Consider the following 22,626-nt stretch of genomic DNA (forward strand, 5'->3'; position numbering starts at 1 on the left):
TTAATTCTTGCGCGGAGCGGGCGAGGCCGCGGGGCTCTCGGGCAACGCCGAAGCAAAACTGTCTGTGAATCCAGCGGAGGTCGAGGACACAGGCTTGGTCGGTTTGGAGGGCTCGCCGGCGGACCTGGCCGCGTCGTCAAGCAGCTTTTCCACGCGCACCAGGATGTCCGCACCACGCTTGGTGAGAACCGGCGGGGGTTTGATCTCCGCAGGCTTCGGACCGCCATTGGCCGCTATCACAGCGGCAGAGGGTGAGGGCGGAAGTTTCGTGCCCATCCCGATGCCCGGAATTTCCTTGATCTCGACGCCCTGATGCGCGGCGACCATGATGTCGTGCCATGTCTGTGCCGGCAGCGAGCCGCCGGTCATGCGATTGGTCGCGGAATAATCGTCGTTGCCGTACCAGACGGCGCAGGTGAAATTGCCGGTATATCCGACGAACCAGGCGTCGCGATAAGCATTGGTGGTGCCGGTCTTGCCGGCGGTCGGGATGCCGTCCAGTGCAGCGCGTCGCGCCGTGCCTTCGCTGACGACATGGCTCATCATTTCGGCCATGTCGGCTGCGACGGAAGACGGAATAGCCTGCAGCGGCTTCTTGCCGTCGCGGTCGAAACGCCAGACCAGATCTCCGGCGCCGGTACGAACTTCCAGCACCGCGTGCGGCGTCACCGACCTTCCTTTGTTGGGGAATGTCGCATAGGCGACCGCATGTTCGAGCACTGTGACTTCGTCGGCACCGATCGGCAGCGAGGGCGTATCGGGCAGCGGCGCCTTGATGCCGAAGCGGCGCGCAACCTCCACGATCTTGGCGCGGCCGACCTTGGCCGGATTCGGCGCCTTGCCGCCGAGCGCGATCGACAGTTTCACCGGAACGACATTGATCGAGCGTGTGATCGCCTGCGTCAGGGTGACCGCGCCGGAATAGGAGTGCCCATAGTTCTGCGGGCACCAGTTGCCGATGCAAACCGGACCGTCGACCACGACCGAAGTCGGTTTGAAGCCGTTTAGCAGCGCGGTCGTGTAGACATAGGGTTTGAACGACGAGCCGGGTTGTCGATACGCGTCGGTCGCACGGTTGAACTGACTGGCGCCATAGTCGCGGCCGCCGACCATGGCGCGCACGCCGCCGTCGAGGTCGGAGACGACGGTGGCAGCCTGCGTGGCGTGGTAGTCGCGGCCGAACTGCCGCAACTGGTTTTCGATGGCTTCCTCCGCGGCGCGCTGCACGTTCATGTCAATGGAGGTGCGAACCACGAAAACGCGCTCGTTGTAGGATTTCGGGAAGGTGTCGACGAGCTTGCGCATCTCGTCGAAGGCCCAATCCAGATAGTAGTTCGGCGAATTCTCGTCGCGGCGGTCGACTGCGGTCGCCGGATTGCGCCGCGCGCCGAATACCTGGCCTTCGGTCATGAAGCCGGCATCGACTAGGTTATCGAGCACGACGTTGGCGCGGGCACGCGCGGCAGGCAGGTTGATGTGGGGCGCATATTTGGTGGGCGCCTTGAACAATCCCGCAAGCATCGCCGCTTCCGAAAGATTGACGTCGCGCGCCGACTTGTTGAAGTAGAAATGCGCCGCGCCGTCGACGCCGAAGGTACCGCCGCCCATATAGGCGCGATCGAGATAGAGTTTGAGAATTTCGTTTTTGGTGAGCCGCGTTTCCAGCCAGATCGCCAGGAAAGCTTCGTTCACCTTGCGCTCGATCGTGCGTTCGTTGCTCAGGAACAGGTTCTTCGCCAATTGCTGGGTGATCGACGAGCCGCCCTGGCGTACACCACCGGCCTGGGCGTTGGTCACGATCGCACGCGCCGTACCGGCGACGTCGATGCCGAAGTGGTCGTAAAAACGGCGGTCTTCGGTCGCGAGCGTCGCCTTGATCAGGACGTCCGGGAAATCCTCGAGCGGAATCGAATCGTTATGCTTGATGCCGCGGCTGCCGATCGGATTGCCGTAGCGATCGAGGAAGGTCACCGCGAGATCGGATTTCTTAAGCCAGTCCTCGTCGGCCGTCTCGCGGAATGCCGGCACCGCCAGCGCCAGCATCAGGATCAAACCGCCGAGACCCAGGGTGGCGGCTTCCGACAACGGCTCGATGAAAACCCAGCGTTTCCAGCGGCCGACATAAAAGCGGTCCATGAAGGCGGAATACCGCTCATAGAGCTCGCGGCTGCCTTTGCCGGTCGAGAACAACGTCGAATCGATGCGCGCGTCCAGATCCAGCATCCAGTGCCGGATTTTCTTTCTCCATTCGGTGAGATCGATCTTGCGCACGGGCAGGCGTTACCTGAAACCGGAATCCCGGTGTCGTTTTCGATTTGAAGTCGATCACCGCTTGCGGTGCAGGAGCCTCAAACCTTGCGGGAATGTTGCGGCAAACCCAAGGCATATCGGTGCCCCGCCTGCCACGCTTCTATCTAGCCGAGCGGGGACGATAAACCAATGGCCGGGCTCACATTTCCACGGGGAGGGATAATGCCGGCCGAACTTCGCGAGGCACTGGCGTCCTGCCACTTGCATACCCGCGCACGCTGCCCCTAGAAGGGCACATGCGAAAAGCGCCCGAAAACCTCAAGCCCGTGACCGAAAAGCCCAAGCCGCCTTCCGGACAGGAGGGATTCTTTTGGAAAACCAAGACGTTGGAGGAGATGTCGGAGACGGAATGGGAAAGTCTGTGCGATGGCTGTGCCCGCTGTTGCCTCGAAAAGCTTGAGGACGAAGACACCGGCAAAATCTATTTCACTCACGTTTCCTGCAAACTTCTCGATGCAGGCCTTTGCGCCTGCAAGGATTATCAGCATCGTTCCGAACAGGTTCCCGACTGCGTCAGACTGACGCCTGCCAATGTGCGCACGTTGAATTGGCTGCCGCCAAGTTGCGGTTATCGCCTGGTTGCCGAAGGCCGTGATCTCTATTGGTGGCATCCATTGATTTCAGGCGACCCCAACACGGTTCATGAAGCCGGCGTTTCCGTACGCGGACGCGTGGAGGGAACCGAAAACGAGATCGCCGACGAAGATCTGGAAGATCATATCGTGCAGTGGCCGGCGCTTTTGCCGAAACGTGCCCGGTTGAAAAAGCGCCCGTCATCCTGACCATAGTGGGCTATCTTGCGCCCTCACCGGGACGCACCCATGCGCCCGACCCGCTGCCGCAGCCCCGATTCGCCACGTAAATAGACCCCATATTTCGTGGCGGCGAGAACCGCTGCCCGCTCCGGCATAACCTCCGCATGAACAAGTTCGAACCGCAGGGCCGTCCATCGGCCGATCAGCAAACATTGTCCGAGGCTCTCGCCAGCGAGCCAACGGTGGTGCCTGCGGACATCCCTGATATCAGCGACGCGCCGCCGATCGTGCCGCCTTCGCCGCTGACGCAGAGCGAAGTCCGCACCATCTTGATGAGCCTGATGCTGACGATGTTTCTGGCCGCACTCGACCAGACCATCGTTGCGACGGCATTGCCGACCATCGGACGGCAGTTCGGAGATGTTTCCAGCCTCTCATGGATCATTACGGCCTATCTGCTGGCATCGACCGCGGTGGCGCCGGTGTTCGGCACGCTGAGCGACATTTACGGCCGCCGTGCCACGATCATCACCTCGATGGGTCTGTTTATCGCGGGTTCGATCCTGTGCGCCGTCGCTCCCAGCATGACGGTCCTGATCATCGCGCGAGGCCTTCAGGGCCTCGGTGGCGGGGGCATTCTGCCGATCGTTCAGACCGTGATTGCCGACGTCGTGACGCCGCGCGAGCGCGGCCAGTATCAGGCCTATTTCAGCGGCGTTTGGATGGCGGCGGGAATCAGCGGACCGATCCTCGGCGGCGTGTTTGCCGAACATCTCCACTGGTCGATGATTTTCTGGATCAACGTCCCGCTCGGCCTGACGTCGCTGGCGATGCTGTTGCCGAAGATGGGCAAGATCCCGGTTTTCCACCGGCGCCGCAAGGTCGACTGGCTCGGCGGTCTTCTGCTGATGGCGGCCGCCGTCGTGGTGATGCTGGTGCTGACCTGGGGCGGCAACCGTTATCTCTGGCTGTCGCCGGTTATCATCGCGATGATCGGAGCCTCGATCGCGCTGACGCTTGCTTTCGTGTGGCACGCTTTGCGGGCTGACGAGCCGTTCCTGCCATTGTCATTGATGGGAGGAACGGTGGTGCCTTACGCCATGGTTTGCGGCGGCTTCGCCATGGGCGCGATGCTCGGGCTGACGGTTTACCTGCCGCTATTTTACGAAGGCGCTTATCATCTCAGCGCAAGTGAAGCGGGCATGGCGTTGATCCCGCTGGCTGCGGTTTCGACAGGCGGGGCCGCGATTGCCGGGCGAACCATGTCGCGCTCCAGGCATTATAAGCGGGTTGCGATTATCGGTACGCTCGTGGCCGCCGCCACGGCCGCGGCCCTGATGCTCGCACCGATGCCGCTCTGGCTGCTGCTGGTGCTGCTGTCCATATTCGCATTGGGGTTGGGCACGGCGTTTCCGGTATCAACCGTGTCGTCGCAGAATGCGGTCGCGCGCTCGCAGATCGGCACCATTACAGGGGCGACCAACTTCTTTCGTGCCCTGATGGCGTCGTTCACGGTTGCGGTGTTCTCGGCCATTCTGTTGATGGCGCTCGGCGCCGACATTTCGCTTTCGGGCGAGCATCGTGGTCTCGTGAACGCCGTTTCGCCCGCCGATATGATCGTCGCCTTCCGTTATGTGTTCGGCGCCGCCGCGGCCATGATGGTCGCCGCGTCGATTTGCATGATCCTGATGGAAGAACGGCCGCTGGCCGGCCCCGCGCAGCCGACCGAAATGGCTGAATAGACCGGGTCGGCGTTCATACGCGGGCGGGGCGCGATGGTCATGGTGCCCGACGGTTGAGCTTCTTCACGTGATAAATTTTTTAAGCCGCATCGGGCGATCGAAGCCGCGTTCGCGATCGACGTCGCCCGGATTTTCCATTTCGAATAAGGGGTTATCAAAAAATCGCGTACCGGACGCGGTTTTGATTAATGGGCCATTCAGGCTCTTCTTCAATGCACCTGTAACCAATCGAATTTAGATTTCAGCACTATTAGAAGTGGTGCAAGCGCTCAGGGTCTGCGAGCGGGAGTTTTTGATGCGGCAGCTGATTTCACGATTCCTGAACGACGAGTCCGGGGCGACGGCAATTGAGTACTGCCTGATCGCGGTCGGCCTCAGCATCGTGATCCTCACGGCCGTCAACAGCGTTGGCAGCACCGTCAACGGCAAATTCACCTCGATCAATACGTCGCTGAAGTAACGGCGCTTCGCTCTATCCGGCTTTTTTGGCCCGTGCCGAACTGCGCGCGGGCTTTTTTGCGGCTGGGGCCTTGGTTTCGGTCTTGGCTTCCTCTTTGGCGGCACGCTTGCCGCTGATCGGCAGAAGCATCTCGCGCTGGCCTTCGATCCGCTTCCTCGGCTTCTTGCCCTTGACCTTGGAAGCGGCAGGAGGCACCTGCCGTTCACTGGCCAGGCTGCGTTTGAGCGCGTCCATCAAATTGATGACGTTGCCGCCGGTTTTGGGGGCGGCTTTGGCCGCCGGCCGGATGCCACTGCGCTTTTTGTCGATCAGGTCGATCAAAGCGGATTCGTAATGATCCTCGAACTTGTCGGGTTCAAACGAGCCGGATTTCTTTTCGACGATGTGCTTGGCCAGATCCAGCATATCCTTGGTGACTTTGACGTTCTGGATATCGTCAAAATATTCCTTTTCGCTCCGCACCTCGTAAGGGTAGCGCAACAGCGTTCCCATCAGGCCCTGGCCGAGCGGTTCCAGCGCGACGATGTGCTCCCGGTTGGTCAGGACCACGCGGCCGATCGCGACCTTGTTCATGCTGCGAATGGTTTCGCGGATCACAGCGAACGCGTCGTGGCCGACCTTGCCGTCGGGCACGAGATAATACGGACGGATCAGGTACCGGGTATCGATGTCGGTTTTGGGGACGAACTCGTCGATTTCGATCGTGTGGGTCGATTCGAGCGCCAGGTCCTCGAGTTCTTCCTTCGAGACCTCGATGTAGGTGTCGGTGTCGACCTTGTAGCCCTTGATGATGTCGTCGCTGGCGACTTCCTCGCCGGTATCGGCATCGACCTTGGCGTATTTGATACGATGGCCGGTCTTGCGGTTGATCTGATTGAAGCTGACCTTTTCGGTATCCGATGTCGCGGGATAAAGCGCAACCGGGCAGGTCACCAGTGAAAGACGCAGGAAACCCTTCCAATTGGCGCGGGGGGCCATGGGATACTCCTCAGACGCAACATACCAAAAACCAAACGATATCACCGGCGGGGCGGGTTTAAAACACGCCGCAACGGGAATCTGACAACGGCGTTAACCGGCGTGAGTTGCGCTGTCTCTCGAGTGAAAGAATGTCGTATGTGGCGTGCCACGCAATAGCCGCCCGATGTTGCCGAATACCGCTTTGCGGCATCTGCAAGTGTACGGAACATCATTGGAAATCACGCGTTGCCCTGGTGCTCGGCAGCGCTGGACGCCGAACGTCTACAAGTAAGATCGAGGGCCCCCATGGCAGTGCAACGAGACCATCAAATCGTTGAAACCCCGACCGAGGCGCGGCAAGCCGAGCCGGGACCTTCCGTGCTCGCGCTCTTGGCGGTTTCCACCGGCCTTGCCGTTCTGATCCTGGGTGTCGTCTGGTTCGTATTCTTCCGCACCTAGACAACGAACGCTCGACGCAAGAGCCGACATCCGATCGCGGTTCCCGCCAGCTGGTCGATTACCAACACCGTGTTAATCCGGTCTCGCACTATTGCGGTTTTTCGGCGATGACGAATCGCGCATGATTGCGTCGTGAGGTTTGCCCGGTTCGGTTACGATTTCGCAACGCGGGTAGGGCAATCTTCCGTAGTTCAAATCATGATGTCGCCCGTCATCCGGGCGATGAAGAAGCGCGGGGGGATAACCGGATGCATCCCATGTTCACTCTTCTCCTTCAGTCGTCGATTTTCGTGGCGGGTTTTGGCATCGGATACGTTGTTCGCGCTTGGCGGTCGCAACGTCGCCAATCGCAATTCGCGAGCCTCTCGCCGCGCATCTCGACCTTTGGCCATCCACGCCGGGCGTTCTAGCGCTTATCGGCGCACGCCGTGACGCGCCAGCTCCGGCGTGTGAGTTTTATGCCGACGATGGCTTTGCAGGTCCCCTGTTGATCGGGGGATTCTGAGAGACCGACGGCCGTCGCCGGAATCGGCGGCTCAGACCGAATGATCGGATGGAACCGGCTTGAGGCGGAGCAGGAAAGACGCCATTTGCCCGATACAGATTCCGCTGATGCCGCCCAGCGCCTTCATCAGGGCATCCGCGGCGCGGCCATGGCGATCCAGGGTCAATAGCTGAAGCGCCTCCAGGCCGAGTGCCGCCCCTACCACGATCGCGAAAGCCAGCACGACGCGGTTGGGGTAAGCCAGTGCAAAGGCGAAACCGATCAGGGCAAAAGCGGCGAAATGCTCCAGATGCGCGCTCGTAAGCGATGGGCGGGCTTCTATCGGCGACAGCGTTACGAGCGCGATCAGTCCGAGCGCCAGCCAGGCCGCGATGACGGATATTCTGTGAATCATGCCTTTAGGTAAGCCACAAGAGGTCTGAGCTCAACCTGTTCGAAGGCGGCACGGTTCGGTTTCAAAAAATATCGGCATCATGCTTTACTGGCGAAAAGCCTGCGGCAATGTCACGCAATTTCAATCAAAGCCATATCGGAATCTTGTGTTTGGGAGGAGTTCCTCATTCTAAGGTTTGGGCGGATGTCCACGTGAAACGGACCTTGCAGATGTTGATATTGGACCGGTGGGCGCGGCGCGAACCGTGACCCAGACCTTCGTCATCCCCGATATTCACGGGCGCCTCGATTTGCTGAGCGAGGCGCTCGCCGAAATTGCCGCACGATCCAAAGGCGAGACCGGCACCATTGTCACGATCGGCGACTACGTCGACAAAGGACCTGACAGCAAGGGTGTGATCGACCGGTTGCTATCGGGCGTCAGCGGCGGTTTTGAACTTGTGAGCTTAAAGGGCAACCACGATGCCATGATGATCGGTGCATTGCGGGACCACTCGACAATGGCGGCCTGGCTGTCGAAAGGCGGCGATACGGCTCTGGCTTCTTACGGAGGTGAGCCGACCAGCTTGCCGCAGTCCCACATCGACTGGCTCGATCGGCTGCGGCTGCTTTACGTCGATGCCCATCGCCTCTACGTGCACGCGGGTGTCGATCCCGGAACTCCGCTGGATCTTCAGAGCGTGGAGACCTTGTTGTGGAAGCGCTATCCCAAGGGATATTCGGAAGGCTTCGGCAATCTCCACGTTGTCCACGGTCATGATAATCATCCCGACGGCCCGTTGCTTTACGAAGGCCGAACCAATCTCGACACGCTGGCTTGGCGAACGGGGCGGCTGACGATCGGCGTTTTCGACGACGAGCGTCCGGGCGGCCCGGTCGATCTCATCACCATCAAGGGCGCTCCGGCCGGACGTTAACGAATTAACGGTCCGCTCGGCCGGTTTGCGGCCGGAATGTCGTTGAAAGCCGTTGTGAAGAAAAAGTAATCTTGCGGGTCGCCGTCGTTCATAACCCATTCACGACGGTCACGCTCATCATTGCGCCTAAGGTGATAACAGCATTGGAGACCCGCGTGCGCTTACTTGTCGTCGAGGATGATCCGGATCTCAATCGCCAGCTGACCACGGCGCTGACCGACGCCGGATATGTGGTCGATCGCGCGTTCGACGGCGAAGAAGGGCACTTCCTCGGCGATAGCGAGCCGTACGATGCGGTCGTGCTCGATATCGGCCTGCCGAAGATGGATGGCATTTCGGTGCTGGAAGCCTGGCGCCGCAACGGGCGTTCGATGCCGGTCCTCATTCTGACCGCGCGCGATCGCTGGAGCGACAAGGTTCAAGGCTTTGACGCCGGCGCTGACGATTATGTGGCAAAGCCGTTTCATCTCGAGGAAGTCCTGGCGCGAATTCGCGCGCTGCTCCGCCGCTCGACCGGTCATGCGCAATCGGAGTTGACCTGCGGTCCGGTGTCGCTCGACACCCGCACCGGCCGCGTCAGCGTATCCGGCAATCCGATCAAGATGACGTCGCACGAATACCGGCTGCTCGCCTACCTCATGCATCACACCGGCCGTGTGGTATCGCGAACCGAACTGGTCGAGCATCTCTACGATCAGGATTTTGACCGCGACTCGAACACGATCGAGGTTTTCGTCGGCCGCATCCGCAAGAAGCTCGATGTCGACATCATCCAGACGGTGAGGGGACTTGGCTATTTGCTGACGCCGCCGGCAACGGGCGGTTGATCGGGCCTCTCGTGTTGTGCTCTGCTCGGACATGAGCCGTTTTTCAGCCATGTCGACGCCGCGCGGAAGTTCGCTTGGGATGACACCCTGATGCGCCGCAGCTCGCTTGCGACCAGGTTGTTTTTGTCCGCGACCGCCTGGGTGGTGGTCATTCTGCTGATCACCGGCGTGATCCTTTCGTCCGTCTACCGTGACGCCACCGAGAGGGCGTTCGACCGACGTCTCAACCTCTATCTGCGCACGCTGGTCGCCGAGGTGGCAACGCCCGACGAGCCGCCCGATCGTCAGTTCCAGTCGTTAGGCGAGCCGCTGTTCGAGCTGCCGCTGTCGGGATGGTACTGGCAGATCATCCGCACTGATTCCGACAAGGAGGAGGTGCGCGCATCTCGTTCGCTGTGGGACAAGAAGCTGCCGAAGCTTGAGGATCACGGTGCCGAACTGAGCGCGGCAGGCATCCGCCTCGGCTACGTCGAGGGCCCCGAGGGACAGACGCTGCGGATGGTGGAACGGCCGGTCGATCTGGGCGCGGACGGCAAGTTCCTCGTCGATGTCGCCGGCGATGCATCGGAGATTTTCGACGAGACCCGCAACTTCGACTACTATCTGGGCGGGACGTTTATGGCCCTTTCGATCGTCCTGGTGCTGACCACGATCTTCCAGGTTCGCTTTGGACTGGCCCCGCTCAAGCGCATTTCCGATTCAATTGCCGATATCAGGTCCGGCCGCGCCGAAAGGCTCGAGGGCGAATTCCCCGTCGAGATCGCGCCGCTGGCGCGTGAAACCAATGCCCTGATCGACGCCAACAGGGAAATCGTCGAGCGTGCCCGCACCCATGTCGGCAATCTGGCCCATGCAATCAAGACGCCGCTGTCGGTGATCGTCAACGAGGCGGCTAGCCATTCTTCCGATCTGTTTGCCGCCAAGGTTCTCGAACAGGCAGATGTGATGCGTGATCAGGTCGCCCATCATCTGGAGCGCGCGCGTATCGCAGCGCGCCTCACCATCGTCGGCACCATCACGGAGGTCGGTCCGGTGGTTGATGCCTTGCGCCGCACCATGGAAAAAATCCATCGCGACCGCGGCGTCGCCATCGAAGTGGCCTCCGGATCCAAGGCCAGGTTTCGCGGCGAACGGCAGGACCTCGAGGAGATGGTCGGCAATCTCGTCGACAATGCCTGCAAATGGGCGGCCTCGCGTGTCTTCATCGAGGTTCTGGTTGATGAGCCCACCGAGCCCGGCGCGACGCCGATGCTGCGAATTATCGTCGATGATGACGGGCGCGGCCTCTCGGAGATGGAGCGGGCCCAGGTATCCCGCAGGGGCCAGCGGCTCGACGAATCCAAGCCGGGATCTGGGCTCGGGCTATCGATCGTGGTCGACCTCGCCGCGCTCTATGGCGGCAGTCTGACCCTTGGCCCTGCCCCGACCGGCGGGTTGCGGGCCGAACTCCTGCTGCCGGCCGCATAAAGCCGCATAAATACAGGCTAGAAGCACAACTTTTGATGGAGTGATGTAGAAAATCATCCTCTGGGGTTGATCATCCTAAACGACTTCTTAACGCCGCGGCTTTTACAATGCCCTGTGGACGTATTTTTTGCCGTCCACGCCACACAAGCTTGTAGTCCGGGCGTATGAGCCAGACACCAACCGAACGGCTGAGAGACTATCTCGCCCAGCTGCCGCCCCGGTCGCAGGCGCTGCTGATGCGGGAGTTCGAGCGCGCCATCGATCGCGGCGAGGAGACCACGATCGCCACCTTTGTGCTTGAACAACTGCGCAAGATTGTGCGCGGCGCCGATGCCGATGACGAAGCGCGGCCGCGCACGGACAACCCGACCCGGTCGCTGTTCCGCCCGCTGGAACCGTTTCTGGTCGAAGGCAATGTCGCGGTTCGCGAAGGCCAGATTCGCCGTGCCTCCCTGTTGCCGGTCTGGCAGTGGCTGGCTCGCGAGGCCGCGCCGGACCTGGCCCGCCAATTTGAAACAGCACTCTCCCGCGGTCCGGAGAGCGGCAGCTCGCCCGAGATCGAGGCCGCCGCGCGGAAACTTCAGCTGGCCACGGCCGAGGGGTTGCTGGCCATCGTGGCATCCGACGACCGCCGCGCACTGGCCCGCATTGGTCCGCCTGACGTGATCGAAGACCTGCCATCGATTGCCGCCCTGTTGCAGGTGCGCGAAGCGGTCGACACGTTCAACAGCCGCGTTCCCAGCTACATGCGTGTCTTCAACGAGACGCAGATCGACGCGGTGATTGCCGCGCTCAATGTTCCCGCCTTGCAGACGCCGCAATTGCTGTCGTTCGCGCTGTCGCTGGTGATGCAGCGACTAGCGGCGCCGTGGCAGATCATTCGTCTGGCGATACGGATGGCTGCTTCCGACGACGAGATGCGCGTCGCCTCGACGCCCTACGGCGTCGCCGTCACCATTGCCTTGCATGATTTGTATTGTCTGGCGGCAACCCTGCGGGTCGATATCAAGCGCGGCCGCTTCGGCGAAGTCACCGAGCACTTGAAAACCCTTCACGACGGCGTACGCGGGTTGCGAACCGAACTCGACCTGCGCAACGATTCAGCCTGGGGCAGGCAACTGGCATCGATCCGCGCGGATATTTCGAGCGCGCTGCAATCGGAAATCGACAGCGTTCCCGGCCGCGTCAGACGGATCTTGCGCCAGCGCGCCGACAAGGACGTTGCGGCCGCGCCCCAGATCAACTCGGGCGATGTCGACGAAACCATCGCGCTGATCGAGTTCGTCGCGGTCTGCCGCACCTATGCCGGCGAGTTGGCGATCAACGAAGTCACGATGCGGACCTATTCCGATCTCCAGCACTATGTCGAGCAATCGACCGAAGCGTTGGTGCAATCGCTCCGCGGCAGCGAAGGCAAAGCGCGGGCCTATCGCCAGACGCAGGTGGCTGCAGCCATCCGTTTTTGTGACGTGCTGTTCGGCGCCGATTATGCGTCGCTGATGAGCAGGGCCGCCGAAAACGCTCTCACGGGCGAGCGCAAATCGTCGCGGACTGGCTGAGCCGGTCCGGGGCGGATTGCCCTTACAAAGCCTCACATTAGAAGGTTTTGAGAACGAATTTTCGTGAAGTATCTCAATGTTTTACGTTTGGCTCATCAAATTGATAATTGTCAATTGCTCACTCTTTACGCCTATGGTGTAAAGCGACCGCAAGGCGCTGTGCTGGTTCGCGCCGTTCCACCGGAACCCATTCGATGATGCTGTGGCTTGTGTTCGCGCTGATGACGGCCGCGGCGATCTTTGCCGTGCTCTGGCCGCTCAGTCGCGCCGGTCACCCGCCGCGGGACGGCAACGAAGCCGCCGTCTATCGGGACCAACTCACTGAAATCGACCGCGATGTCGCCACGGGTCTCATCAACCCGCCGGAAGCCGCGGCCGCGCGCGTCGAGATCAGCCGCAGGCTGCTGGCAGCGGTCGACAATCAGCCAGAGACCACCTCAAGATCGAACGTCAAGTTGCGTCGAGTGGCGGCCGTTATCGCTCTCATCGGATTGCCGCTCGTCACAGTCGGGCTTTATTACCCGCTAGGCTCGCCTGAACTGCCCGATTCTCCGCTGGCACAGCGCAGCCGGACTCCCGCTGCGACGCAATCGCTCGACAAGCTCGTCGCACAAGTCGAACAGCATCTCGAGGCTGAGCCTACAGATGGCCGGGGCTGGACCATTCTGGCGCCAGTGCTCGCAAGATTGGGGCGCATGGACGATGCGGTCCACGCCTTCCGGAATTCAATCACCTATAACGGCGAAAACGCGACCCGGCGGGCCGATCTCGGCGAAGCCTTGGTGGCTGCGGCGGGCGGCATCGTTACCGGCGAAGCCAAGACCGAGTTCGAGCGCGCGGTCGCGCTCAACGCCGACGAGGTGAAGGCAAATTATTTTCTGGGACTGGCGGCCGAGCAGGATGGCCATGCTGCGGAAGCGGCCGAGATTTGGCGGGCGATGCTGGCGAAGGCGCCACCGGACGCGCCGTGGCGTCCGTTGATTCAATCTGCGCTGGTCAGGGTCGGCGGAACACCGGCGCCTGCGCTGTCGAATGACGCGATGACGGCGGCGAAAGACATGAGCGAGACCGATCGCAGCGCCATGATCCGTAGCATGGTTGAGCGTCTCGCAACCCGGTTGCACCAGAACGGCGACGACGTCGAGGGATGGCTGCGGCTCGTCAGAGCCTATATGGTCATGGGTGACGCTGACAAAGCCAAAGCGGCCTCGTCCGATGCCCGGCAAGCGCTTGCCAAGGATCCCGGGCGTTTGCAGCAACTCAACGATGGCCTGAAAAATCTCGGACTCGACGGATGAGTAAGATGAGCGGAATGGCGCGGCGACGCAAAAGAGGCAATCAATGACGCGCAAGCAGCGGCGCTTGACTGTGATCGGCGGCTCACTCTTTGTGCTCGCGGTGGCCGCGGCGCTGGTGCTCAATGCAATGCGCGATTCGATCGTGTTTTTTTCGACGCCGAAAATGGTTGCGGAGAAGCATATTCAACCGGGCGAACGGTTTCGGCTCGGCGGCCTGGTGCAGCCTGGATCGCTCGTACGCGGTGACAATCTGATGGTCAGGTTCGAGGTCGGTGACGGCAGCGCAGCCTTGCCGGTTTCCTACCAGGGAATTTTGCCTGACCTTTTTCGGGAAGGGCAGGGCATCGTCGCGGAAGGCGCGCTTGATGCTTCGGGCGTGTTCAAGGCCGACACCGTGCTTGCCAAGCATGACGAGAACTACATGCCCAAGGACGTTGCCGATGCCCTGAAGAAGCAGGGGCTCTGGAAAGAAGAATACGGCGCGGCGTCCAAAGGCGGCAATACGGCCGCCCGTGCGGCGCAAGGCGAGCAGGGAGCCGTGCGGTGATTGCCGAATGTGGACATTATGCGCTGGTGCTGGCCTTTGCGCTCGCGCTGATTCAATCGACCGTGCCGATTCTTGGGGCGCGCTGGCGCGATTTTTCGCTGATGAATGTCGCGCGCTCGACGGCGGTGGCGCAGCTGATCTTTGTGGCCGCATCGTTTGCGGCGCTGATCGCGCTACATGTTTCCTCGGATTTTTCCGTCGTCAACGTCGTCGAGAATTCGCACTCGATGAAGCCGTTGATCTACAAGATCACCGGCGTGTGGGGTAACCACGAAGGCTCGATGCTGCTCTGGGTGTCGATCCTGGCGTTGTTCGGCGGCCTGGTTGCAATCTTCGGCAACAACCTGCCGATATCGCTTCGCGCGCATGCGCTGGCGGTGCAGGCCTGGATCGCCAGCGCCTTCTACCTCTTCATCCTGATGACCTCCAATCCGTTCCTTCGCATCGCCAACCCGCCGATCGAGGGTCAGGATCTCAATCCGGTGTTGCAGGATATCGGTCTCGCCGTGCATCCGCCGATGCTCTATCTCGGTTATGTCGGCTTCTCGATTTCGTTTTCCTTTGCGATCGCGGCGCTGATCGAAGGCCGGATCGACGCGGCCTGGGCGCGCTGGGTGCGGCCGTGGACGCTGGTCGCCTGGATATTCCTGACGCTCGGCATCGCGATGGGGTCTTACTGGGCCTATTACGAACTCGGCTGGGGCGGGTGGTGGTTCTGGGATCCGGTGGAGAATGCCTCGCTGATGCCATGGCTCGCCGGCACCGCGTTGTTGCATTCGCTGGTCGTGATGGAGAAGCGCAACGCGCTCAAGGTCTGGACCATCCTGCTGTCGATCCTGGCTTTCTCGCTGTCGTTGCTCGGTACTTTCCTGGTGCGCTCGGGCGTCCTTACCTCGGTCCATGCGTTCGCCAATGATCCCCGGCGCGGCGTATTCATCCTGCTGATCCTGTGCATCTTTATCGGCGGAAGCCTCACGCTCTATGCTTTCCGCGCGTCCTCCCTCAAGCAGGGCGGTCTGTTCGCACCGATCTCGCGGGAAGGCGCGCTGGTTCTCAATAACCTGCTGCTGACGACGGCGTGTGCGACGGTTTTTGTCGGAACGCTTTATCCCTTGGCGCTGGAAGTGATGACAGGGGACAAGATTTCGGTCGGCGCGCCGTTCTTCAATCTCACCTTCGGGCCGCTGTTCGTTCCGTTGTTGGTCGCTGTGCCCTTTGGACCTTTGCTGGCCTGGAAACGCGGCGACTTGCTTGGCGCCGCCCAGCGTCTGATCGTGCCCGGCATCGCGGCACTGTTTGTGATGGCGGTGGTATGGGCCTGGACGGTTGGCGGCAGCACCTTCGCGCCGCTCGCGATCGGCCTTGCGCTGTTTGTGATCGTGGGCGCCGTGATCGATACCGCCGAGCGCATCGGCTTGTTCCGGCTGCCGCTCGGCCTCGCTCTACGGCGCGCGCGCGGGCTGCCGCGCTCGGCCTGGGGCACCATGTTCGCCCACGCCGGCGTCGGGATCGCGCTGATCGGTATCGTCTGCGAGACGTCGTGGAATAGCGAAAATATCAGGTCGATGAAGCCAGGCGATGTCACCAACATCGCCGGCTACGGCCTCAAGCTCGAAAGCCTGACACCACATCAGGGGTCGAACTACCGCGAAATGGCCGCGAACTTCAGCGTCCTGGTCGACGGTCGCGTGATTGACACCATGTCGCCGTCAAAGCGCAATTTCACCACCCGCAGCGGCGCCTCCACGACCGAAGCCGCTTTGCTGTCGCGGGGCGCGAGCCAGCTTTACATCTCGCTGGGCGATATCGCGACCGACGGTTCGATCGCGGTGCGGATCTATCACAAGCCTCTCGTGCTCTTCATCTGGTTTGGTCCGGTGCTCATGGCATTCGGCGGCCTGTTGTCGCTGTCGGATCGGCGCCTGCGCGTGGGTGCGCCAAAACCTGCGAAATCCATGCGCGGATTGCAGGCGGCGGAGTGATGTCTTTGAAACGGGCTGTTCTCGCATTGGCGTTTGTTGCCGCGATGGCGACAGCAGCCCATGCCGTGCAGCCGGACGAGATCATGTCGGATCCGGTCAAGGAGGCGCGGGCGCGGGATTTGTCGCGCGAGTTGCGCTGCATGGTGTGTCAGAACCAGTCGATCGACGATTCCGAGGCGCCGCTGGCTCGAGACCTGCGGTTAATCGTTCGCGAGCGGATCGCTGCCGGCGACAGCGATGCCCAGGTGATCGATTTTCTGGTGGCGCGCTACGGCGAGTTCGTATTGCTGAAGCCGAGGCTCAACTCGCACACCTGGTTGCTCTGGTTCTTGACGCCATTGGCATTAGGGGTTGGCGGTATTGCGCTGTGGGCGCATGGCCGCCGTCGCGCTCGATCAGGCGGCGAGCAGGACGACGCGCAGTTGAGTTTGACGCCCGACGAAGAGGCGCGAATCAACCAATTGATCGCGGCCGAACGGATTGCCGAAAAATAACGCGGCAAGTGCAGGCGTAAATTTGTGCCTGCGATAATCCGCCGCATTCCATAGCGGGTTCATTACCAAAGTTTAACTCCTTCGCCAGCGCGTTGTAAGGCTGAAATCCCCATGTTCGGGGTCTGCCGGTGCACGCCCCCCGCACCATTTCTAATTCAGGCTCTGGAGAAGCTTTTATGACCGACCGCCCCATCGATCTTTCCTCACTCCCGTCCTATCGGACCCCGCGCCGCTCATTGTTGTCGGCACGCAAGTTCGCGCTCATGGCGTCGGTCGTAGCCGGCCTTGGTGTCGCGGTTTACGGCTTCGGCCCGTCGGCCGGCCCCGTCGATATCTTCACCACCAGCGCCCATGCGCAGGTCAATAACGAGGTCCGCAAGGTCGCTCAGCCGATCGGCTTTGCCGACATCGTCGAGCGCGTCAAACCGTCCGTGATTTCGGTGAAGGTCAATATCAACGAGAAGGTCGCCAAGAACGACAGCGGCGACAACAACGACGACGCCTCACCGTTCCAGCCGGGATCGCCGATGGAACGCTTCTTCCGTCGCTTCGGCGGAGGGGACCTGCCGCCGGGCTTGCGTGCCGTTCCGCGCGGCCGCGGCGCGGTGACGGGCCAGGGTTCCGGCTTCTTCATCTCGGCTGACGGCTTTGCCGTGACCAACAATCATGTGGTGGATGGTGCCGATAAGGTCGAAGTGACGACCGACGACGGCAAGACCTTCAGCGCCAAGGTGATTGGAACCGACGCCCGGACCGATCTTGCGCTGATCAAGGTCGAGGGCGGCTCGAACTTCCCGTTCGCCAAATTATCCGACGGCAAGCCGCGGATCGGCGATTGGGTGCTCGCGGTCGGCAATCCCTTCGGGCTGGGCGGCACGGTGACCGCCGGTATCGTTTCGGCCTCTGGCCGCGACATCGGTAACGGCCCCTATGACGATTTCATCCAGATCGACGCGCCCGTGAACAAGGGCAACTCGGGTGGTCCGGCCTTCAATACCGAAGGCGAAGTGATGGGCGTCAATACCGCGATCTACTCGCCGTCCGGCGGTAGCGTCGGCATTGCGTTCTCGATCCCGGCTTCGACCGTGAGAAGCGTCATTGCCCAGCTCAAGGACAAGGGCTCGGTGAGCCGGGGCTGGATCGGTGTCCAGATTCAGCCGGTCACTCCCGATATCGCCGACAGCCTCGGTCTGAAGAAAGCGGAAGGCGCGCTGGTCGCGGAACCGCAGGCGAATGGTCCGGCGGCCAAGGCCGGTATCGAATCCGGCGACGTGATCACCGCGGTGAACGGCGAAACGGTCAAGGATGCGCGCGAACTCGCCCGCACCATTGGCAGCCTGTCGCCCGGCGCCGCCGTCAAGCTCAACGTGCTGCACAAGGGCCAAGACAAGGTGGTCAGCCTTAATCTCGGTCAATTGCCCAACACGCTCGAAGCCAAGGCCGATACCGATAATGGCGAAAAGGGCGGTGCGAGCCGTGGAACCGATGTGCCCCGGCTTGGCTTGACTCTGGCGCCGGCCAATAGCGTTGCCGGTGCCGGCAAGGAAGGCGTGGTGGTCACCGACGTCGATCCGAAGAGCGCGGCTGCCGAACGCGGGTTCAAGGAAGGCGACGTTATTCTCGAAGTCGCCGGAAAGAGTGTTGCCAATGTCGGAGACGTGCGCGAGGCGATTACAGCGGCGCGTAACGACAACAAGAATAGCGTCCTGATGCGGGTCAAGAGCGGCGGGTCTTCGCGCTTTGTCGCGATCCCGCTTGCCAAAGGCTAAAGCGTCAGGTGCGTGACGAAATGGAGGGTAGCGTCGGCATTATCGCCCCCCGCCGACGTTGCTTTCCTTGGGGGCGGGTCACGAACCCGCTCCCGTGACTACCTTCCGGTGGAAAACGCCCCCCTCCGTCGGAAGGTTAAAGGGCGGTGAAGTCCCCCCAGCTTCACCGCCCGCTTTTTTTAACTTTAATGGGCTCAAAAGGGCGCGTCCGATCGCCTTGCATGAGGGCCCCGGTCGCGCCATGGTGATGGAAATTCTCACGTGACCGCGCTCGCAACCGAAACCCAGATGCGACTTTTGATTATCGAAGACGACCGCGAATCCGCCGACTATCTGGTCAAGGCGTTCCGTGAAGTCGGATATGTCGCCGATCTGGCAGGCGATGGCGAGGAGGGGCTGGCGCTCGCCGAAGGCGGCGACTACGACGTGCTCGTGGTCGATCGCATGCTCCCCAAACGCGACGGCCTGTCCCTGATCGGCGCACTGCGCGAAAAAGGCAACCGCACGCCGGTCCTGATTCTTTCGGCGCTCGGACAAGTCGACGACCGCATCAAGGGCTTGCGGGCCGGCGGCGACGACTATCTGCCCAAACCGTATTCGTTTGCCGAACTTTTGGCGCGGATCGAGGTGCTGTCGCGCCGCCGTGGCGGGCCGGCGGAAGACACCACCTACCGCGTCGGTGACCTCGAACTCGACCGCCTCTCGCACCGGGTGATGCGCGGCAAGGAAGAACTGACGCTGCAACCGCGCGAGTTCCGGCTTCTGGAATATTTGATGAAGCACGCGGGCCAAGTGGTGACGCGGACCATGCTTCTGGAAAACGTCTGGGACTATCACTTCGATCCGCAGACCAATGTCATCGACGTGCATATTTCACGGCTGCGCTCCAAGATCGATAAAGGGTTTGAGCGGCCGTTGCTTCATACCATTCGCGGCGCGGGATACATGATCCGTGACGGGATACGTTGAAAGCCTTTATATAACGGACTTTCGCGATTCGCGTCTGTTCCGTCTTACCGATTTTTTACCAGTTTCGCTTCCCCCAAAAGTTCCGTGACGGCAAGTGGTAAGCGCTGTGATTTGCCTATGGTTTGGCGCCTGACGACCGACGAGCGCGATCCCGCACGCCGCCCGTCAAATCCCCGGCTACGGTTTGCCACCGGCATCGGGCCAACTCACGGGCGGGGCGCCGCGTTTGTACTGCTTGGTCCTTGACGCTGCCCGCTAATCCGCGCAACGCGGGGGCAGGCATCCCAACAGAAGAGCAAGCCGAGTATGACCGAACTCACCACCGACAACAGCGGCCGCTGTGAGGCGATGACGATCTCCGAGATGCCGCCGTATCGATGAGCGTCGCCAGCGTTGACCGAAATGGTCACGCCGTCTGCGCAGCTAATCCCCGCGCGCTCCCCATCCGCTATTTCGAATCCGGCCGATGAGTGAGCCAGCCTTTCGACGCGTTAATTGATATTGCTCCTTACAAGCCAGGAAGCCAGGCCGTCTGCCGTGACACGCGGCGCTCGTGCAGAACACCAAGTGAGGAAGGTGAAAACAAAAATGAAAATATCCTCGACAATCGCACGGCTACAATTTCAGCCCCTGGTTCCGGAAATTTTTGCGCGTCCTACTACTGATCTTCGGTCAGCCCCCCGCGCCGCCGCGCCTCGCACCCCCGCCTGAGCGGGGCTTTCTTCAATCTGCTTGCGGAGCGTCCGGCAGCATTTTGAGCCATACTCTCAAATCTTCCGGTAGGACGATCGTACGCCTCCCGTGCTTCTTGGCCTTGAGATTACCGCTGCTGATCGCCTCGCGAATGGCGGTCAGGCCGATCCCGGTGAGGGCGCTCGCCTCCTCAGACGACACCGAGAGCCGTTCCGAGAGCGGTACCGTTCCTTTCTGCCCGAACTTGTTCATCACATAAGCCCCATCTCGTTTGCGGCCACGACGGTGTCGTTAGTCTCGCCACCGTTGTCCTCGACCTGCGATCCCGGCACAGGCGACAACCTCACACGCCTCCTTGGCGTAGCTTGGTACAGCCGCAAATACAGGGCGCATTGGAAAACGTGACTATCCCTCACACGATGCAATGGATCTTGCCGAAGCAAAATGGCTTTCAAAAATGCATGGTACAATTGGATACCAAAGCGAATGAAAGGAGAGGTTGCCGCTTCTAAATTTCTTCGTTCAACTCAGGGCAATAGCTGCGACGAATTTTATGGAGCCCGGGGTGAAGCCCCGCACCACTGTGAAGTTGATCAGCTATTGGTATCGTAAATGGTTCGCCCGGAAATTAGCAGCCGTTGAACGCCGAAAAGGCGCCGGCAAGCCAGGCACGGTGCAGCCCAAAAAGGGGGCGCTGCGTGTTCAAGCCACCTTTTTCTCTTCTTCAATTGGCTCAGCAACTAGCTTTACACCGAAAGAGCTCATGACCTTTCGAACGGTGTCGAACTCTGGTTTCGCCGTTTCTTTGAAGGTCTTATAAAGGCTCTCGCGAGACAAACCGGTAGCCTTTGCCACGTCACTCATTCCCTTTGCGCGTGCGACTGTATCGAACGCAGTGCAAATGTAAGCAGAATCGTTCGTCTCAAAAGCTTCAGTAAGATAGGCCGCGATCGCGACAGGAGTTTTGAGATAATCGGCTGCGTCAAATTTTGAAACTTTTACCATTTTCTTTCCTTTTAGAGCTGCGCTGCTATTTCTTTGGCTCGCTTAATGTCTTTGTCTTGAGTTGATTTATCGCCGCCGCACAAAATCAGCGTAGTCGTCTTGCCGGTACGTTTGTAGTAAACGCGATATCCTGGACCATAATCGATCTTCATCTCGCTAATGCCTTCGCCAACTGGTTCGACGTTCCCCGGATTGCCCATTCCAAGTCGCTCAATCCGTGAGGCGATCTTCGCAAGGGCTTTTTGATCCTTGAGGCCAGAAAGGCAGCTATCGAATTCATCGGTTTTTTGGACCTCGTACATTCTGTATCCTATAGGATACAGAATGCCAATGTCAACGGTTAGTGGATAGGCTAGTTCCGAGCAAACCAGCGGCCCGGATCAAAAAATTGTAGCCTTCCGATTAGGTATATTTCTGACACTGGAGTTTCGCCATGACCGCCATCATGGCGACACTGCACGGATTTATCAAACTGTGCTGGTCGATTCTCGTCAGGCGCATCAGTATTTGCAACGAGTTGATTGGAATCGTGGCCGCAATGCGAAAACCGTGGCGATCAAATAGCTCCGCGAGATCTAAAAAGCTAAAATGCGTCACCCATCCGGATGACTTTCTGTCTATGGGATCAGACAAGTCGGTCGGGCAATAGCTCAGGACGATATCCCGGTTGCTCGATCGCAGACGTGCGAAAACGTCTCTGCGTCCGTCATATATTCCAACACGCCGAGCACTGCGATGATGTCAGCGTTGTTAGCGGGATCGGTTGCCAATCTACACTTCTGGAAGTCATCGTCGATCGGTTGCGCGTTGTACACGGCCGGATCGCAGCGCTGATAATCACATCCGGGTGGCACGCTGGAGTGATACGTCGTGAGAGGAGAGATCCAGCACGCGCGAACCGGACGGGATAAATTGTGCGGCGAGTTCGTTTCGTCGGTCACGCGCCGACGGGCTAGTGGGTCCGGGCTGGAACGGATCGTCCTGGTCTGTAGGGACCATCATCAAATCCTTTTTGGGCGACTGCCGTTACACCGGAGCGACAAAACGCCCTCCCGAATCTGAGCCCTTGTGCGATTTTTGTGACATCCCCGGTGGGGACCGGGAGGACCGCTTTGGAATTGCCGATCATTCTCGTCGTCGAGGACGACGAACTAGTGCAGAGCCTCCTTGAAGACACCCTTAAGGAAGGCGGTTTCGAAATCGCCGTAGCACTGCCGTTGCTAACCTTCTTAATGGTGGCACGCCGACAACGTAGGGCTCGGTACGCGATAGGCTGTAGCGCCGAGACGGTTTTCCACTCCACATCTAGGGCGATTGCGCGAAGCAGCCTTCACGCTTTGATGCGACATGGCTCCGAAGTAACACCACAGAGGTGTTCCGGGCAGCGCATAGTCGGGCAGGCGACAACAAGCCTCTGTATTTAGATCACCCTCAGTTTGAGGGTTTCGAGGTTCGCCAGACGGTGGGACGCGGCAAGGCCTGAAAAGCTCGGCGCCAATGGACCACTCTCGATAA

The 22,626-nt window shown here is 60.5% G+C and carries 20 protein-coding genes and 1 pseudogene; 15 read left to right on the forward strand and 6 right to left on the reverse strand.

The genetic code is table 11. The features are described 5' to 3' along the window. Positions 1-2,223 carry a transglycosylase domain-containing protein gene (locus ABSE61_RS07220; RefSeq protein ID WP_423870442.1) on the reverse strand — a complete coding sequence of 741 codons (2,223 nt, stop codon included), beginning with the start codon at positions 2,221-2,223 and terminating at the stop codon, positions 1-3. A gap of 353 nt (positions 2,224-2,576) precedes the next feature. On the opposite strand from ABSE61_RS07220, the gene ABSE61_RS07225 reads away from it, so the two are divergent. The 3 genes from ABSE61_RS07225 (at position 2,577) to ABSE61_RS07235 (ending at position 5,267) form a co-directional block, all read left to right on the forward strand. Next, positions 2,577-3,092, forward strand: coding sequence for a YcgN family cysteine cluster protein (locus ABSE61_RS07225; RefSeq protein WP_423870443.1), 516 nt, complete (start codon positions 2,577-2,579; stop codon positions 3,090-3,092). 137 nt (positions 3,093-3,229) lie between these two features. Beyond that, on the forward strand, positions 3,230-4,807 hold the full coding sequence (locus ABSE61_RS07230) for an MDR family MFS transporter (RefSeq protein WP_423870404.1): 1,578 nt from the start codon (positions 3,230-3,232) through the stop codon (positions 4,805-4,807). A 295-nt stretch (positions 4,808-5,102) separates the two neighbouring features. Then, the gene (locus tag ABSE61_RS07235; protein WP_423870405.1) at positions 5,103-5,267 is read left to right on the forward strand and encodes a Flp family type IVb pilin; all 165 of its coding nucleotides are present in this window, start codon (positions 5,103-5,105) and stop codon (positions 5,265-5,267) included. 12 nt (positions 5,268-5,279) lie between these two features. Here ABSE61_RS07235 and ku read toward each other — a convergent pair whose 3' ends face one another. Further along, on the reverse strand, positions 5,280-6,245 hold the full coding sequence (ku, locus tag ABSE61_RS07240; RefSeq protein ID WP_423870406.1) for a non-homologous end joining protein Ku: 966 nt from the start codon (positions 6,243-6,245) through the stop codon (positions 5,280-5,282). A 288-nt stretch (positions 6,246-6,533) separates the two neighbouring features. Here ku and ABSE61_RS07245 point away from each other — a divergent pair, with 288 nt between their 5' ends. Beyond that, on the forward strand, positions 6,534-6,686 hold the full coding sequence (locus ABSE61_RS07245; protein ID WP_423870407.1) for a hypothetical protein: 153 nt from the start codon (positions 6,534-6,536) through the stop codon (positions 6,684-6,686). A 536-nt stretch (positions 6,687-7,222) separates the two neighbouring features. Here ABSE61_RS07245 and ABSE61_RS07250 read toward each other — a convergent pair. Then, positions 7,223-7,585: a VanZ family protein gene (locus tag ABSE61_RS07250; protein ID WP_423870408.1), complete on the reverse strand. Its 363-nt coding sequence runs from the start codon at positions 7,583-7,585 to the stop codon at positions 7,223-7,225. A 244-nt stretch (positions 7,586-7,829) separates the two neighbouring features. Here ABSE61_RS07250 and ABSE61_RS07255 point away from each other — a divergent pair, with 244 nt between their 5' ends. The 10 genes from ABSE61_RS07255 (at position 7,830) to ABSE61_RS07300 (ending at position 19,413) form a co-directional block, all read left to right on the forward strand. Then, the gene (locus tag ABSE61_RS07255; RefSeq protein WP_423870409.1) at positions 7,830-8,501 is read left to right on the forward strand and encodes a metallophosphoesterase; all 672 of its coding nucleotides are present in this window, start codon (positions 7,830-7,832) and stop codon (positions 8,499-8,501) included. A 155-nt stretch (positions 8,502-8,656) separates the two neighbouring features. Further along, complete coding sequence (locus ABSE61_RS07260; RefSeq protein ID WP_423870410.1) at positions 8,657-9,328, forward strand: response regulator transcription factor; 672 nt, start codon at positions 8,657-8,659, stop codon at positions 9,326-9,328. Between the two features lie 90 nt (positions 9,329-9,418). Then, positions 9,419-10,795: an ATP-binding protein gene (locus ABSE61_RS07265; protein ID WP_423870411.1), complete on the forward strand. Its 1,377-nt coding sequence runs from the start codon at positions 9,419-9,421 to the stop codon at positions 10,793-10,795. A gap of 164 nt (positions 10,796-10,959) precedes the next feature. Next, a complete protein-coding gene (locus tag ABSE61_RS07270) occupies positions 10,960-12,354 on the forward strand; it encodes a hypothetical protein (RefSeq protein WP_423870412.1) in 1,395 nt (464 codons plus the stop codon). 194 nt (positions 12,355-12,548) lie between these two features. Continuing rightward, the gene (gene ccmI, locus ABSE61_RS07275) at positions 12,549-13,652 is read left to right on the forward strand and encodes a c-type cytochrome biogenesis protein CcmI (RefSeq protein ID WP_423870413.1); all 1,104 of its coding nucleotides are present in this window, start codon (positions 12,549-12,551) and stop codon (positions 13,650-13,652) included. Positions 13,653-13,695: 43 nt separating this feature from the next. Next, entirely contained in the window at positions 13,696-14,199 is a 504-nt protein-coding gene (ccmE, locus tag ABSE61_RS07280) for a cytochrome c maturation protein CcmE (protein ID WP_423870414.1), read from the forward strand. Beyond that, the gene (locus ABSE61_RS07285; protein ID WP_423870415.1) at positions 14,196-16,181 is read left to right on the forward strand and encodes a heme lyase CcmF/NrfE family subunit; all 1,986 of its coding nucleotides are present in this window, start codon (positions 14,196-14,198) and stop codon (positions 16,179-16,181) included. The genes ccmE and ABSE61_RS07285 overlap by 4 nt, the downstream gene beginning before the upstream one ends. A 5-nt stretch (positions 16,182-16,186) precedes the next feature. Beyond that, positions 16,187-16,675, forward strand: a complete 489-nt coding sequence (locus tag ABSE61_RS07290) for a cytochrome c-type biogenesis protein (RefSeq protein WP_423870444.1) — start codon at positions 16,187-16,189, stop codon at positions 16,673-16,675. Positions 16,676-16,851: 176 nt separating this feature from the next. Next, positions 16,852-18,444 (forward strand): Do family serine endopeptidase, encoded by a 1,593-nt coding sequence (locus tag ABSE61_RS07295; protein ID WP_423870416.1) that lies wholly within the window; start codon positions 16,852-16,854, stop codon positions 18,442-18,444. 288 nt (positions 18,445-18,732) lie between these two features. After that, complete coding sequence (locus ABSE61_RS07300) at positions 18,733-19,413, forward strand: response regulator transcription factor (RefSeq protein ID WP_325016638.1); 681 nt, start codon at positions 18,733-18,735, stop codon at positions 19,411-19,413. 723 nt (positions 19,414-20,136) lie between these two features. On the opposite strand, the gene ABSE61_RS07305 is transcribed toward ABSE61_RS07300, so the two are convergent. From ABSE61_RS07305 to ABSE61_RS07315, 3 genes are all read right to left on the reverse strand, one after another. Next, the gene (locus tag ABSE61_RS07305) at positions 20,137-20,358 is read right to left on the reverse strand and encodes a helix-turn-helix domain-containing protein (protein ID WP_423870417.1); all 222 of its coding nucleotides are present in this window, start codon (positions 20,356-20,358) and stop codon (positions 20,137-20,139) included. Between the two features lie 450 nt (positions 20,359-20,808). Continuing rightward, the gene (locus ABSE61_RS07310; RefSeq protein WP_423870418.1) at positions 20,809-21,111 is read right to left on the reverse strand and encodes an addiction module antidote protein; all 303 of its coding nucleotides are present in this window, start codon (positions 21,109-21,111) and stop codon (positions 20,809-20,811) included. 11 nt (positions 21,112-21,122) lie between these two features. Further along, a complete protein-coding gene (locus ABSE61_RS07315; protein ID WP_423870419.1) occupies positions 21,123-21,413 on the reverse strand; it encodes a type II toxin-antitoxin system RelE/ParE family toxin in 291 nt (96 codons plus the stop codon). Between the two features lie 1,067 nt (positions 21,414-22,480). On the opposite strand from ABSE61_RS07315, the pseudogene ABSE61_RS07320 reads away from it, so the two are divergent. Next, positions 22,481-22,594: pseudogene (locus ABSE61_RS07320) on the forward strand (antibiotic biosynthesis monooxygenase); the annotation flags it as partial. Between the last annotated feature and the right edge of the window lie 32 nt (positions 22,595-22,626).

It is taken from the genome of Bradyrhizobium sp., assembly GCF_049519115.1.
Classification (GTDB): Bacteria; Pseudomonadota; Alphaproteobacteria; order Rhizobiales; family Xanthobacteraceae; genus Bradyrhizobium.